Genomic DNA, 13,483 nt, shown 5'->3' with positions numbered 1-13,483 from the left:
TGTCCCTCGTGTCCAAGCTTTCGACGGCAACGCGCCGGCTGGTGCTGGGGCGGCCGTTCCGCAGTGACAAGTTGGGCCACACGCTGCTGCCCAAGCGGATCGCGCTGCCGGTGTTCGCGTCGGACGCCATGTCCTCGGTCGCCTATGCGCCCGAGGAGATCTTCCTGGTGCTGTCGGTGGCCGGCCTGAGCGCGTACACCATGACGCCCTGGATCGGGCTGGCGGTGGCGTTCGTGTTGCTCATCGTGGTGCTGAGTTACCGGCAGAACGTGCATGCCTACCCGTCCGGCGGTGGCGACTACGAGGTGGTCACCACCAACCTGGGTCCGCGCGCGGGCCTGGTGGTGGCCAGCGCGCTGATGGTGGACTACGTGCTGACCGTTGCGGTGTCGATGTCCTCGGCGATGGCCAACATCGGTTCGGCGGTGCCGCTGGTGGCCCAGCACAAGGTGCTCTTCGCGGTGGGTGCGATCTTGTTGCTGATGGCGATGAACCTGCGCGGCATCCGGGAATCGGGTCTGGCCTTTGCGATTCCCACCTACGCGTTCCTCGTCGGCATGACGATCATGCTCGGACTGGGATTGTTCCGCACCCTGGTGCTCGGTGACGAGATCCGCGCGGAGTCGGCCGATTTCGTGATGCATCCCGAACACGGTGACGTGCTGGGCTTCGCGCTGGTGTTCTTGGTGGCGCGGGCCTTCTCGTCCGGGTGTGCGGCGCTGACCGGGGTGGAGGCGATCAGCAACGGCGTACCCGCGTTCCGCAAGCCCAAGAGCCGCAATGCCGCCACCACCTTGCTGATGCTGGGCGGTATCTCGATCGCCTTGCTGATGTCGATCATCGTGCTGGCCGAGCGGACCGGGGTGCAGATCGTCGAGGATCCGGCGACCCAACTCGAAGGCACGCCCGAGGGTTATCACCAGAAGACCTTGGTGGCCCAACTCGCGCACGCGGTGTTCGGGGAATTCCAAATCGGTTTCGTGGCCGTCGCCGTGGTCACGGCGTTGATCCTGGTGCTGGCGGCCAACACCGCGTTCAACGGCTTCCCGGTGTTGGGGTCGATCCTGGCCCAGGACAGCTATCTGCCCCGGCAACTGCACACCCGCGGTGACCGGCTGGCCTTCTCCAACGGGATCCTGTTCCTGGCGATCGCCGCGATCGGCGCCGTGGTCGCCTTCAATGCCGAGGTGACGGCGCTGATCCAGCTCTACATCGTCGGGGTCTTCGTCGCGTTCACGCTGAGCCAGATCGGCATGGTCCGGCATTGGACCCGGCACCTGCGCACCGAGTCCGATCCCGATGCCCGGGCCCGGATGCAGCGGGCCCGGATCATCAACACCATCGGATTTCTGTGCACCGGAACGGTTTTGCTCGTCGTCCTGGTGACCAAGTTCGCAGTCGGCGCCTGGATCGCGATCGTCGCGATGGTGGCGCTGTTCCTGCTGATGCGGGCCATCCACCGGCACTACGCCGCGATCGCCGGGGAACTGGCCGCCCGGGAGCAGGATCTCGACGACGTGGTGTTGCCGTCGCGCAATCACGCCGTGGTGCTGGTATCCAAACTGCACCTGCCCACCCTGCGCGCCCTGGCGTACGCCCGGGCCACCCGACCGGATCTGCTGGAGGCGATCACGGTCAGCGTGGATGACGCCGAGACCCGCGAGTTGGTGCACAAGTGGCAGGAAAGCGACGTCTCGGTACCGCTGAAGGTGGTCGCCTCGCCATACCGCGAAATCACGCGTCCGGTCCTCGATTACGTCAAACGGATCACCAAGGAATCGCCCCGGACCGTGGTCACGGTATTCATCCCGGAGTACGTGGTGGGCCGCTGGTGGGAGCAGATCCTGCACAACCAGAGCGCACTGCGGCTCAAGGGCCGGCTGCTGTTCATGCCCAATGTCATGGTGACTTCGGTGCCCTGGCAATTGAATTCGTCTGAGCGGGTGAAGCCGGTCCGGCCGCCCGGTTCGGCGCCGGGTGCCACCCGACGGGGAATCATCGAATGAGCCTGCTGACACTGCAGATCGACGCACCGGCCAACGGCGGTAGCTGCGTGGCCCGGCACGACGGGCGGGTGATCTTCGTCCGTTACGCGCTGCCGGGTGAGACGGTGCGGGCTCGGGTCACTGCCGAGCGCGGATCCTATTGGCACGCAGAGGTAGTCGAGGTCGTCGAAGCATCCGACGACCGGGTGGCGGCACTGTGCCCGATCTCCGGCGTCGACGGCGCCGGCTGTTGTGATCTGGACTTCGTCCGGCCTGCCGCCGCCCGCGAACTCAAGGGCGCCGTGGTGGCCAACCAGTTGGCCCGCCTCGGTGGTCAGGACTGGTCGGGGGCGGCCGAACCGCTCGGTGCCGGTGATCCCGCCGGGTGGCGCACTCGGATCCGGCTCGACGTCGGCGCCGACGGCCGGGCCGGATTTCACCGCTACCACAGCAGCGAGCTGGTCACCGAGCTGAATTGTGCGCAGGTTCCTGCCGGACTGCTGGACGGGTTGCCCGAGGATCAGTTCCGGCCCGGTGACCAGGTGCACGTCGTGCTCGACGACGACGGGCACCGGCATGTGGTGTGCACCGGCCGGCAGCGCCGGACTCGGGTGGTCGAAGGTGACTACGAGGGTGTCCAGCGGGTCGGCGAGCGCACCTGGCGGCTCCCCGCGACGGCGTTCTGGCAGGCCCACCGGGACGCCGCAGAGCTGTACAGCGAGCTGGTGACCGAGTGGGCGGCGGCGAGCCCCGGGATGACCGCCTGGGATCTCTACGGCGGGGCGGGCGTCTTCGCGGCCGCACTCGGTACCGCGGTCGGTAACATCGGGCGGGTGCTCAGTGTCGACACGTCGCGCGCCGCGGCCCGGGCCGGCCGGGCGGCGCTGGCGGATCTGCCGCAGGTCACCATGCTCACCGAGTCGGTCCGGCGTGCCCTCGACAGCTCACCGGCCGCGGCCGACGTGGCCGTGCTCGATCCGCCGCGCACCGGCGCCGGCCGCGAGGTGATCCACGCGATCGCCGCCGCCGGTGTGCCGCGTATCGTGCATGTCGGTTGTGAGGCGGCAGCTTTCGCGCGGGATATCGGGCTGTACCGGGCGGCCGGCTACCGGGTCGAGCAGATCCGAGTGTTCGATGCGTTCCCGTTGACACACCATGTCGAGTGCTTTGCGCTGCTGACGCGCTGAAGCGGACGAGGAGAAGGCGTGACGAACCGACCGGTGCGGCGGCTGCTGACCCGCGGCTCCTGGCCGGAGGCCGCCCGGGTCGCGACGGTGCTGCGTGACGAGTCCAACGGCGGCAAGGTGCTGCTGGTCGCCGCGCTGGCGGCCCTGGTCTGGGCCAACTCACCGGGCTCGGCGGCCTACCACCGGCTTTCCGATGTCGTGGTCGGGCCGGCGGCCCTGCATCTGGACCTCAGCCTGGCCGGCTGGGCCGCCGACGGACTGCTGGCCATCTTCTTCTTCGTGGTCGGACTCGAACTCAAACGCGAATTCGTCGCCGGCGACCTGCGCAACCCGGCGCGCGCGGTTCTGCCGATCCTGGCCGCCGTCGGCGGCATGGTGGTGCCGGCGCTGATCTTCGTCGGGGTCAACGTCGCCGCCGGATCCACCGACACGCTGGGTGGCTGGGCGGTGCCGACGGCCACCGACATCGCGTTCGCGGTCGCGCTGCTGGCGGTGCTGGGCAGTTTCCTGCCGACCGCGCTGCGACTGTTCCTGCTCACCCTGGCGGTGGTCGACGATCTGTTGGCGATCGGCGTGATCGCGTTCTTCTACACCGAACAGTTGGCCCCGGCCCCGTTGCTCTGGGCGTTGCTGCCGGCCGGGCTGTTCACCCTGGCCGCCCAACGCGGCTGGCACCGGTCGTGGCTGCTGGTCCCGCTCGGGGTGTGCACCTGGGCCCTGGTGCACGCCAGCGGAGTGCACGCCACGGTGGCCGGCGTGCTGCTGGGGTTCACGGTTCCGGTGCTGGGCCGAAATGCGGCAACCGACCGGTTCGAACAGCTGATCCGGCCGCTGTCGGCCGGCGTGGCGATCCCGGTGTTCGCGTTCTTCGCCGCCGGCGTGACGGTGGGCGGGTGGTCCGGGCTGACCGGGGCATTGCAGCATCCGGTGACGCTGGGCGTGCTGGCCGGACTGGTGTTCGGCAAGCCGATCGGGATTTTCGGGACGACCTACCTGTTGGCGCGGTTCACCCGGGCCCGGCTCGACGACGAGCTGGCCTGGCGTGACGTGCTGGGGGTGGCGCTGCTGGCCGGGATCGGTTTCACGGTGTCGTTGTTGATCGGCGAGTTGGCCTTCGGGTACGGCACCGAACTAGGTGAGTACGCCAAGCTCGGGGTGTTGACCGGCAGCGTGGCGGCGGCCGGGCTGGCCGCGGTCGTGCTGCGCAGTCGCAACCGGGCCTACCGCCGGATCCACTTGGCCGAGACCCTCGATGCCGACCAGGACGGTGTACCGGACGTCTATCAGCGCGGTCCGCAGCCCTGATCGCGCCGGATCAGCTGTCGTGCCGCGCCCAGCGCACGGCGCAGCCGGGATGCGCGCGGCGGATACAGCGTTCGGGCCAGGGCCAGCTTCTGCGCGCGCAGCGCCTCGACGCGCTCGGCGCCGAAGCCGCCGGCCGGCGGTGGGGCCGGCGGCACGGTGGCGGAATCGATGATCTGCCAGCGTGATCCGGCGTCGGTCAACGACTGGTGTTTGACCGAGTAGTAGTCCGGATGGCCGGACACCGCGATGCCGCCGGCGCCGGCCGCAGCGGCCAGCAGGTGCGGATGGAACCGGGTGCTGATCCACCTTTGCCCGGCCCGCGCCGGCAGACCGCGCTGCCACAGCTCGCTGAACGGCATGAAGACCGCACCCGGCAACAGGCCGGCGACCTGGTCGTAGACGATCCGGTCGGGGCCGGGGATGCACTCGACGAAGGCCACCGTGCGGCCGTCCAGGTGCCAGCTCTCGGTCATCTCCTTGACCACCGCGGCCAGGCCGTCGGTGCCCCGGCCGCCGTCGAAGTCGGTCATCAGGTCCGACTGCAGGCAGAACACGAAGTCGCGTTCGACGGCCGGTGAGACGGTGTCGTAGACGCCGGGGTCGGCAACGCCGAGCCAGGCGTCGTCGCCGGTCAGGGATCCGGCGCCGGCCAGCGCCTGCAGGGACGGGCGGTCGCGCACGTCGAAGACCGCGAACTCGGCGCACAGCTGCCGCAGCAACGCCTGCCGGTCGGCGTCACCGACCGGCAGCAATCCCTGCCCGGTGGCCACCGCCCGGGTGCCGAACTGCCGGGCGGCCGCACCCGCGGCGGCCAGCAGAGACAGATGGTGCGGCCACACCGTGTTCAGGTAGCCGCCGCCGATCAGGTGCACGATCGGCGCGCGGGCGAGCAGCTCAACCCCCGAGACCAGACGCGGCATCCGCCCCGGCTCGGCGAGCACTGAGCGGGCCTCGGTCACCGCGTCTGCGACCGGCAGCTGCGCGGTCTCAAAACAGATCCGCCACAGCGTGTCGACGAAGCTGACCCGCGGGTGAGCGCGCTTGAGCAGCACCGCGGCCTGCCCGGGGGTGTGGCAGTCCACCACGACGTGCGCATCGGGCCGGACCCGGGCCAGGTAGCGCAGCCAGGACCGCAGGATGAATTCGTCGCCGTAGTTGGGGTGCCCGCCCGGGGCCACCAGGTAGACGAGTTGGTCACCGCGGGTGGGTGCTTCGCGGGCCTCGACGGGGGACGTGACGCGATTCATCAACGAGTCCCTCCGTTGCTCTCGCCGCAGCGGCGACTCGGGCCGGAACGGGTCCTGACGTCGTCATACCCGTCTGCGTCCAGCCGATCTTGGGCACCGACCTGTGAATTTGCTGGCAGTCACCGTAGCGTACCTTCCGGGGCCGGCGCCGAGGTTCTGCGTACACTGGCGGGATGCTTGAACAGATCCGCGGTCCCGCTGATCTGCAGCACCTTTCACAGTCACAGCTCGGTGACTTGGCCAAGGAGATCCGCGATTTCCTGATCCACAAGGTGGCTGCCACCGGGGGGCACCTGGGACCCAATTTGGGTGTCGTCGAGCTGACGCTCGCCCTGCACCGGGTCTTCGATTCGCCGTACGACCCGATCATCTTCGACACCGGGCATCAGTCCTATGTGCACAAGATCCTGACCGGCCGGGCCGGTGACTTCGACACGCTGCGCAAGAAGGACGGGCTGTCGGGTTATCCGAGCCGCGCCGAGAGCGACCATGACTGGGTCGAATCCAGCCATGCCTCGGCGGCGCTGTCCTACGCCGACGGCCTGGCCAAGGCCTTCGAACTCAGCGGGCACCGCAACCGGCACGTGGTGGCCGTGGTCGGCGATGGAGCCCTGACCGGCGGCATGTGCTGGGAAGCGCTGAACAACATCGCCGCGGCCAAGCTGCCGGTGGTGATCGTGGTCAACGACAACGGTCGCAGCTACGCACCCACGATCGGCGGTCTGGCCGATCACCTGGCTGCGCTGCGGCTGCAGCCCGGCTACGAGAAGATCCTGGAGAAGGGCCGCGAAGTGGTGCGCGGGGTGCCGGTGATCGGCGAGTTCTGCTACCACTGCATGCACTCGGTCAAGGCCGGCATCAAGGACGCGCTACAGCCGCAGGCCATGTTCACCGACCTCGGTCTGAAGTACGTCGGCCCGATCGACGGCCACGACGAGCACGCCGTGGAGGCCGCGCTGCGCCACGCCCGCGGATTCAATGCGCCGGTGATCGTCCATGTGGTCACCCGCAAGGGCAACGGGTTCGGACCGGCCGAGGCCGATGAGGCTGAGCAGATGCACGCCTGCGGCGTCATCGACCCGGTCACCGGACTGGCCACGTCCGTAGCCGCCCCCGGCTGGACCGCGACGTTCTCCGACGAGCTGATCCGGATCGCCGCGCGGCGCCGCGACGTGGTGGCGATCACCGCCGCCATGCCCGGCCCCACCGGGCTGTCGGCGTTCGGGGCCCGCTACCCGGACCGGCTGTTCGACGTCGGCATCGCCGAGCAGCACGCCATGACCTCGGCGGCCGGCCTGGCCATGGGCGGCTTGCACCCGGTGGTGGCGATCTACTCCACCTTCCTCAATCGGGCTTTCGACCAGCTGCTGATGGACGTTGCCATGCATCAGCTCCCGGTCACCCTGGTGCTCGACCGCGCCGGTGTCACCGGCCCGGACGGCGCGAGCCACAACGGGATGTGGGATCTGTCGATCCTGGGCGTCGTGCCCGGCATCCGAGTGGCGGCTCCGCGCGACGGCGCCCGGCTGCGCGAAGAACTGCGCGAAGCGCTCGCCGTCAAGGACGGCCCCACCGCGCTGCGCTTCCCGAAGGGCGACGTCGGCGTGGATGTGCCCGCGGTGCGCCGCCAGGACGGCGTCGACATCCTGGCCGAACCCGCGGAGTCGCTGTCGGCCGATGTGCTGCTGGTGGCGGTGGGCGCGATGGCATCGACTGCACTGGCGATCGCCGAGCGGCTGCGCAATCAGGGCATCGGGGTCACGGTGGTGGATCCGCGTTGGGTGCTGCCGGTTCCGCAGCCGATCCACGCGTTGGCACGCACCCACAAGCTGGTGGTCACCTGCGAGGACAACGGGGTAGCCGGCGGTATCGGATCGGCGGTGTCGGCTGCGCTGCGGCATGCCGAGATCGACGTGCCGTGCCGCGACGTCGGTGTGCCGCAAGCATTCCTGGAACACGCCTCCCGCGGTGAACTGCTGTCCCAGATCGGCCTGACCGCCCAGGACGTGGCCCGCCGGATCACCGGTTGGATTGCCGCGCTGGGCAGTTCGGTCAACGACTCCGCGGTGGGTCAACCCCTGGACTGAGCCAGTCGGGCCGTTCGACGTCGCAGTGGCTTAGGGTGGCAGCGTGACGAGCCTTCGGAGCATCGGTGTCATCGTGGTCGCCGCGGCGGCGTTGCTGTTCGGCGGCCTGCCGGCTGCGACGGCGGCACCGACTGCCGCACCCAACTGGTCTGGTCTGGATGCCCGGTTCTACTCGGAGCACATCCCGGCGCCCGGTTCCTGGATCATCTCCGAACCGCTCGATCCGGCGCTGTCGGTGGCCGGTGCGGCCGCCGCCTACCGGTACCTGTACGCGACGGTCGATCAGCACGATCGACCCGCGGTCGGCACCGCCGTGCTCTTCACGCCGAAAAGCCCGGCGCCAGAAGGTGGTTGGCCGGTGATCGCCTGGGCCCACGGCACCGTCGGGCTGGGTGACGACTGCACGCCGTCGGCGCACCCGCGCAGCCCGCGCGACAACGAGTACCTGTCGCACTGGCTGGATCAGGGTTACGCGGTGGTGGCCGCCGACTACGTCGGTCTGGGAACGCCCGGCCTGATGAGCTACCTCAACGGCACCGCCACCGCGCACGGCATCGTCGACGCGGTGATCGCCGCGCACGAACTCGACGCGCCGCTGTCCCCGCAGTGGGCCGTGGTCGGCCAGTCCCAGGGTGGGGGAGCGGCCATCGATACCGCGCGCTGGGCAACCGAATTCAGCGCCGGCTCGGGTCTGGACTACCGGGGTGTGGTTGCCACCGGCACACCGGCCAACGTTTCGCGGCTGGTCGCCCAGGCCGGCCCGGACATGGAGACCCCGGCCAATCTGGCCCCGGTCGCCAACGCCTACACCGCCTACATCGTGGCGGCGCTGCGCGAGGCGAACCCGGCGCTGGGTCTGGACCAGGTGCTCACCCCGGCCGGCCTTGCCGCCGCCGAGCAGGCCGAGACGTTGTGCGTGCACCAACTCGCCGACGCGCTCACCGACATGACGATTCCCGGATTCTTCGCCGCGGCGCCCGCCCGGTTGCCCGGCTACGTCGAATTCGTCGACCAGTACCTGGGCACTCCACAGTCCGGTTTCGATCGGCCCATCTTCCTCGGCGTCGGCCTGCTCGACCGTGACGTGCCACCCGAGCTGACCCTGAACTTCGCCGAGCAGTTGCGGGCCGCCGGCCAACAGGTCCAGCTGCAGGTCTATCCCGACGACGACCACTCCAGCGCGGTGTTGGCCTCGATGCGCGACTCGACGCCGTTCGTGGCGCAGCTGTTCGCGCAGCCCTAAGACCCGCTCAGCGCCTCGGCGAGCGCCGGTACGCTCAGCGCCCGTTGCCAGCTGCGGGCTCCTGCAGCGGCCAGGAACGCGTCGATCCGCTCGGCGGTATCCGGTCCGGCCGTCCAGTCCCAGCACAGTCGGCGCACCAGCTCGGGGGACAGCAGGTTTTCGCTCGGGATGCCGACCCGTTCCGACACCTCAGCCAGCGCGGCGCGGGCCGCGTCCAGCCGCGCCGCCGCCTCGGGTTTGCGTTTGCTCCAGCGCACCGCCGGGGGCGGGCCGTTGTGCGGTTCGGACGCCGCCGGCGGCTCTGGGTCGTTGCGGCCGGCGTCCAGGGCGGCCAGCCAGATGTGGGCGCTGCGACGCTGTTTCGGCCCGCCGAACACCGGCAGCGCGGTCAGCTCCTCGACGCTCTTGGGGTCGGCCAGCGCCGCGGCGATGATCGACGAGTCGGGCAGGATCCGGCCGGGCGCGACATCGCGGCGCCGGGCGATGTGGTCGCGCGCGAGCCACAACTCGCGTACCTCGGCCAGTGCACGACGGTTGCGCACCTTGTGGATGCCCGAGGTGCGCCGCCACCGGTCGCGCCGGGTGGGTTGCGCCTGGTAGGTCCGCAGATGCTCGAATTCCTCTGCGGCCCAATCGGTCTTACCCTGCTCGTCGAGCACCGTGGCGATCTCGTAGCGCAGTTCGATGAGCACCTCGACGTCCAACGCGGCGTAGTTGAGCCAGGATTCCGGCAGTGGACGTTTGGACCAGTCGGCCGCGCCGTGCCCCTTGGCCAGTCCCAGCCCCAGCAACCGGTGCACCATGGCGGCCAGGTTCACCTTGTCGAAGCCGGCCAGCCGGCCGGCCAGTTCGGTGTCATACAGCGCCGGCGGCCGCATACCCAGTTCGGCCAGGCAGGGCAGGTCCTGGTCGGCCGCGTGCAGGATCCACTCGTCGGTGTCCAGCACCTCGGCGACCGGCGCCATGGTGGTCAGCGGGTCGCGGCCGTGGCTGACCGGATCGATGAGCACCGTGCCGGCCCCGGCCCGGCGGATCTGGATCAGATAGGCGCGGTTGGAGTAGCGGAACCCCGAAGCGCGTTCGGCATCAACTGCGAACGGACCCGAACCCGAGGCCAGAAACTCTGCGGCCGAAGCGATTTGGTCGGCGTACACCGCCACCTGGGGGACACCGTCGGCCGGCGCGACCAGCGGGATCGGTTCGGGGAACTCGGTCCGTGCCGCATCGTCGCGAGCTGCGGCTTCGACGAGATCGGGTCCGGTGGCATCGTCGGGCGAGGTCTGGGATGCGGTCATCGGTTACGCGCGGGAACGGGAGCCGAGATCGGTCACCCCGACCGGCGGCAGGCCTGCGGCATGTTCGAGCACCTCGCAGAACGCCTGCACGTGTAGATCGAGTTCGGAGGTCAGCGCGGTCCAGGAGGCCCGCATCTCCAGTTGATGCGCGCGCGGCGGGCCGGAGATGTCGCCGTAGCGCACCGAGGTGGTGGCGGTGACGGTGCCGCCCAGCGCGGTGACATGCTCCCGGCGCACCTCCAGGGCATCCACCAGCCAGCTCCAGGCCACCTCGGGCAGCAGCGGGTCGATCGCCTCACTGGAGTCCAGGTCGGCCTGGATGTAGGCGACCAGCCGCATGGTGCCGTCCCAGGCATCGGCGCCCTCGGGGTCGTGCAGCAGGATCAGCCGCCCGAACGCGTCACCATCGGACTGTTCGGGGATCTGCGCGACTTCGGGGTGCTTGACCTCGGCGCCGACGGCATAGCTGTACGGCGCCAGCCGCTGCGGCGGCCGGATCGGCCCCAGCTCGATTTCCGGCCGCACGGTGGCGGCGCTCATCGCCGCAACAGCGGCGCGGAATTCAGCCGGTTCACCGGAGGTCACGCCGATTGACGGTAGACCTGTCGGGCCCCGGTCGGTGGCAGGCGCGCCGTTTTGGCGGCCTCGAGCCGACAATGGCAGCATGTGAGCCGATGACTACCCGTCGTGACCTGCCCGACTCGCCGTATCTGGCCGCGGCATCGGGCCGTACACCGTCCCATGTGCCGGTGTGGTTCATGCGTCAGGCCGGCCGTTCCCTGCCCGAATACCGTGCCCTGCGGGCCAATCACGGCATGTTGGACTCCTGTTTCAACGCCGAGTTGGTGACCGAGATCACGCTGCAGCCGGTGCGCCGGCATCGAGTCGACGCCGCGATTCTGTTCTCCGACATCGTGGTGCCGTTGCGCGCGGCCGGCATCGGGCTGGACATCGTCCCCGACGTCGGGCCGGTGATCGACACGCCGATCCGTCGGGCCGCTGACGTGGCAGCCCTGCGTCCACTGGACGCTGACCAGCTCGAGCCGGTGACCAGCGCGGTCACCGCGCTGACCCGCGAACTCGGCGACGTTGCGCTGATCGGTTTCGCCGGGGCCCCGTTCACGCTGGCCTCCTACCTGGTCGAAGGCGGCCCCAGCAAGCATCACGAACGCACCAAGGCGATGATGCTGGGCGAGCCGGACACCTGGCATGCCCTGATGAGCGCGCTGGCCGACGTCACGATCGGGTTCCTGCAGCTGCAGTTGGCGGCCGGGGTGGATGCCATCCAGATGTTCGATTCCTGGGCCGGCACGCTGGCCCTGGCCGATTACCGCGAGTACGTGCTGCCGCACAGCGCCCGGGTGTTCGCCGAGGTCGGCGCGGCCGGGGTGCCGATGACGCATTTCGGGGTCGGCACCGCCGAACTGCTGGGCGCCATGTCCGAAGCGTTGGGGCCGGGCGCCGGCCACATGGTCGGGGTGGATTGGCGCACCGCGCTGGTCGATGCCGCCGCCCGCATCCAGCCCGGACATGCAGTGCAGGGCAATCTGGATCCGGTGGTGCTGCTGGCCGGCTGGGAACCCACCGAGCGGGCCGCGCGCGCCGTTGTCGCCGACGGCCGGGCCGCGGTCGCGGCCGGTGCGGCCGGGCACGTGTTCAACCTGGGCCACGGCGTGTTGCCGGCCACCGACGCCGGATTGCTCACCGACCTGGTGGCGCTGGTGCACTCGTTGTGAACCGCCGCTATGCCGTCGTCGGGGGAGGCATCTCCGGGCTGACGGCGGCGTACCGGCTGCGCCGCGCGGTCGGGCCGGACGCCACCATCTCGGTGTTCGATCCGGCCGATCGGCTCGGTGGTATCTTGCGCACCGAACAGGTGGGCGGCCAGCCGCTGGACGTGGGTGCCGAAGCGTTCGTGGTGCGCCGCCCCGAGGTGCCGGCGCTGCTGGCCGAGCTGGGGCTGGCCGATGCGCAGCGTTCCACTACCGGCGTGCGTCCGCTGATCTACGCCGGCGCCCGGCTGTACCCGCTGCCGACCGGCACGGTCAACGGCATTCCCAGTTCGCCGGGCGGCATGGGTGAGCTGATCGACGCGCGCACCGCGGCCTGGATGACCGAGGAGCCGCGCCGCGCCCTGCCGTGGCGGGCAGGCGCCGATCCGACGGTCGCCGAACTCGTCGCCGACCGGTTCGGTGAACAGGTGGTGGCCCGTTCGGTGGACCCCATGCTGGCCGGGGTGTACGCGGGGTCGGCGGCCAGCATCGGTCTGCGTTCGGCGGTCCCGACGGTGGCCGCGGCGCTGGACCGGGGGGCACCCAGCCTGAGCGAGGCCGTGCGCTCGGTGTTGCCGACCGGCCCGAGCGCCCCGATCTTCGGTGCGGTGGACGGCGGCTATCAGGTGCTGCTGACCGCGCTGCAGGCGGCCAGCGCATTGGTGTGGCAGCAGCGCGCAGTCCGGGCCCTGATGCGCGACGGCCGCGGCTGGATCGTGTGCGACGACGAGGGCGTCGAACATCCTGCCGACGCCGTTGTGCTGGCGCTGCCGGCACCGCGGCTGGCGCCGCTACTGGCCCCGATAGCCGCCGCCAATGCCGGCGCCGCGGCCCGGATCCAGACTGCGTCCTCGGCGGTGGTGGCGCTCGCAGTGCCCGGCGGCACGCCGTTGCCACAGCAGTCGGGGGTGCTGGTGGCCAGTTCGGAACGGTTGCACGCCAAGGCGATCACGCTGTCGGGCCGCAAGTGGGGGCAGCGCGGCAACGTCGAGTTGCTGCGGTTGTCGTTCGGCCGGTTCGGCGACACCATCGCGGCCAACACCTCCGATGACACCTTGGTCAGCTGGGCGGTGTCCGATCTGGCGACGGTGTTCGGCATCGATGTCGAACCTGTGGACGTCCGGGTGCAGCGCTGGCTCGACGCGATGCCGCAGTACGCGCCCGGACATGCCCGCCTGGCCGCCGAGATCCGGGCCGGGCTGCCGCCCGGTCTGGCCGTCGCCGGGGCGTTCCTGGACGGCATCGGGGTGCCGGCCTGTGTGGCCGCGGCCGGCAAAGCCGTGGAGTCGCTGCAGTTGGGACGCTAAAAACCGCACGCCACGGGGTAATTGACCCGACAGTCGACGGGGCGGCCGACAGTGG

General features: G+C 70.2%; 10 protein-coding genes. 7 read left to right on the top strand and 3 right to left on the bottom strand.

What is annotated here, in order from left to right:
• Nucleotides 1-8: 8 nt before the first annotated feature.
• From AC5Y3P_RS17910 to nhaA, 3 genes are read left to right on the top strand one after another with little or no spacing between them, the layout of a single operon-like run.
• Entirely contained in the window at nucleotides 9-2,006 is a 1,998-nt protein-coding gene (locus tag AC5Y3P_RS17910; RefSeq protein ID WP_500047270.1) for an APC family permease, read from the top strand.
• On the top strand, nucleotides 2,003-3,172 hold the full coding sequence (locus AC5Y3P_RS17905; protein WP_500047269.1) for a class I SAM-dependent RNA methyltransferase: 1,170 nt from the start codon (nucleotides 2,003-2,005) through the stop codon (nucleotides 3,170-3,172). The genes AC5Y3P_RS17910 and AC5Y3P_RS17905 overlap by 4 nt, the downstream gene beginning before the upstream one ends.
• Nucleotides 3,173-3,190: 18 nt before the next feature.
• Nucleotides 3,191-4,477, top strand: a complete 1,287-nt coding sequence (gene nhaA, locus AC5Y3P_RS17900) for a Na+/H+ antiporter NhaA (protein WP_500047268.1) — start codon at nucleotides 3,191-3,193, stop codon at nucleotides 4,475-4,477.
• Here the strand turns inward: nhaA and AC5Y3P_RS17895 are convergent.
• Nucleotides 4,456-5,724 (bottom strand): polysaccharide pyruvyl transferase family protein, encoded by a 1,269-nt coding sequence (locus AC5Y3P_RS17895; RefSeq protein ID WP_500047267.1) that lies wholly within the window; start codon nucleotides 5,722-5,724, stop codon nucleotides 4,456-4,458. The genes nhaA and AC5Y3P_RS17895 overlap by 22 nt on opposite strands.
• 173 nt (nucleotides 5,725-5,897) lie before the next feature.
• On the opposite strand from AC5Y3P_RS17895, the gene dxs reads away from it, so the two are divergent.
• Both dxs and AC5Y3P_RS17885 read left to right on the top strand, forming a co-directional pair.
• Nucleotides 5,898-7,811, top strand: coding sequence for a 1-deoxy-D-xylulose-5-phosphate synthase (gene dxs / locus AC5Y3P_RS17890; RefSeq protein ID WP_500047266.1), 1,914 nt, complete (start codon nucleotides 5,898-5,900; stop codon nucleotides 7,809-7,811).
• 70 nt (nucleotides 7,812-7,881) lie between these two features.
• Nucleotides 7,882-9,054 (top strand): alpha/beta hydrolase family protein, encoded by a 1,173-nt coding sequence (locus tag AC5Y3P_RS17885; RefSeq protein ID WP_500047335.1) that lies wholly within the window; start codon nucleotides 7,882-7,884, stop codon nucleotides 9,052-9,054.
• On the opposite strand, the gene AC5Y3P_RS17880 is transcribed toward AC5Y3P_RS17885, so the two are convergent.
• Nucleotides 9,051-10,349 carry an HRDC domain-containing protein gene (locus tag AC5Y3P_RS17880; RefSeq protein WP_500047265.1) on the bottom strand — a complete coding sequence of 433 codons (1,299 nt, stop codon included), beginning with the start codon at nucleotides 10,347-10,349 and terminating at the stop codon, nucleotides 9,051-9,053. The genes AC5Y3P_RS17885 and AC5Y3P_RS17880 overlap by 4 nt on opposite strands.
• 3 nt (nucleotides 10,350-10,352) lie before the next feature.
• Nucleotides 10,353-10,934, bottom strand: coding sequence for a DUF3000 domain-containing protein (locus tag AC5Y3P_RS17875; protein WP_500047264.1), 582 nt, complete (start codon nucleotides 10,932-10,934; stop codon nucleotides 10,353-10,355).
• 89 nt (nucleotides 10,935-11,023) lie between these two features.
• Here AC5Y3P_RS17875 and hemE point away from each other — a divergent pair, with 89 nt between their 5' ends.
• On the top strand, nucleotides 11,024-12,085 hold the full coding sequence (gene hemE, locus AC5Y3P_RS17870) for a uroporphyrinogen decarboxylase (protein WP_500047263.1): 1,062 nt from the start codon (nucleotides 11,024-11,026) through the stop codon (nucleotides 12,083-12,085).
• Nucleotides 12,082-13,428 (top strand): protoporphyrinogen oxidase, encoded by a 1,347-nt coding sequence (locus AC5Y3P_RS17865; RefSeq protein WP_500047262.1) that lies wholly within the window; start codon nucleotides 12,082-12,084, stop codon nucleotides 13,426-13,428. The genes hemE and AC5Y3P_RS17865 overlap by 4 nt, the downstream gene beginning before the upstream one ends.
• Nucleotides 13,429-13,483: the final 55 nt, after the last annotated feature.

It is taken from the genome of Mycobacterium sp. NGS45, from assembly GCF_059812645.1.
This window is presented reverse-complemented; position numbering and strand designations above follow the sequence as displayed.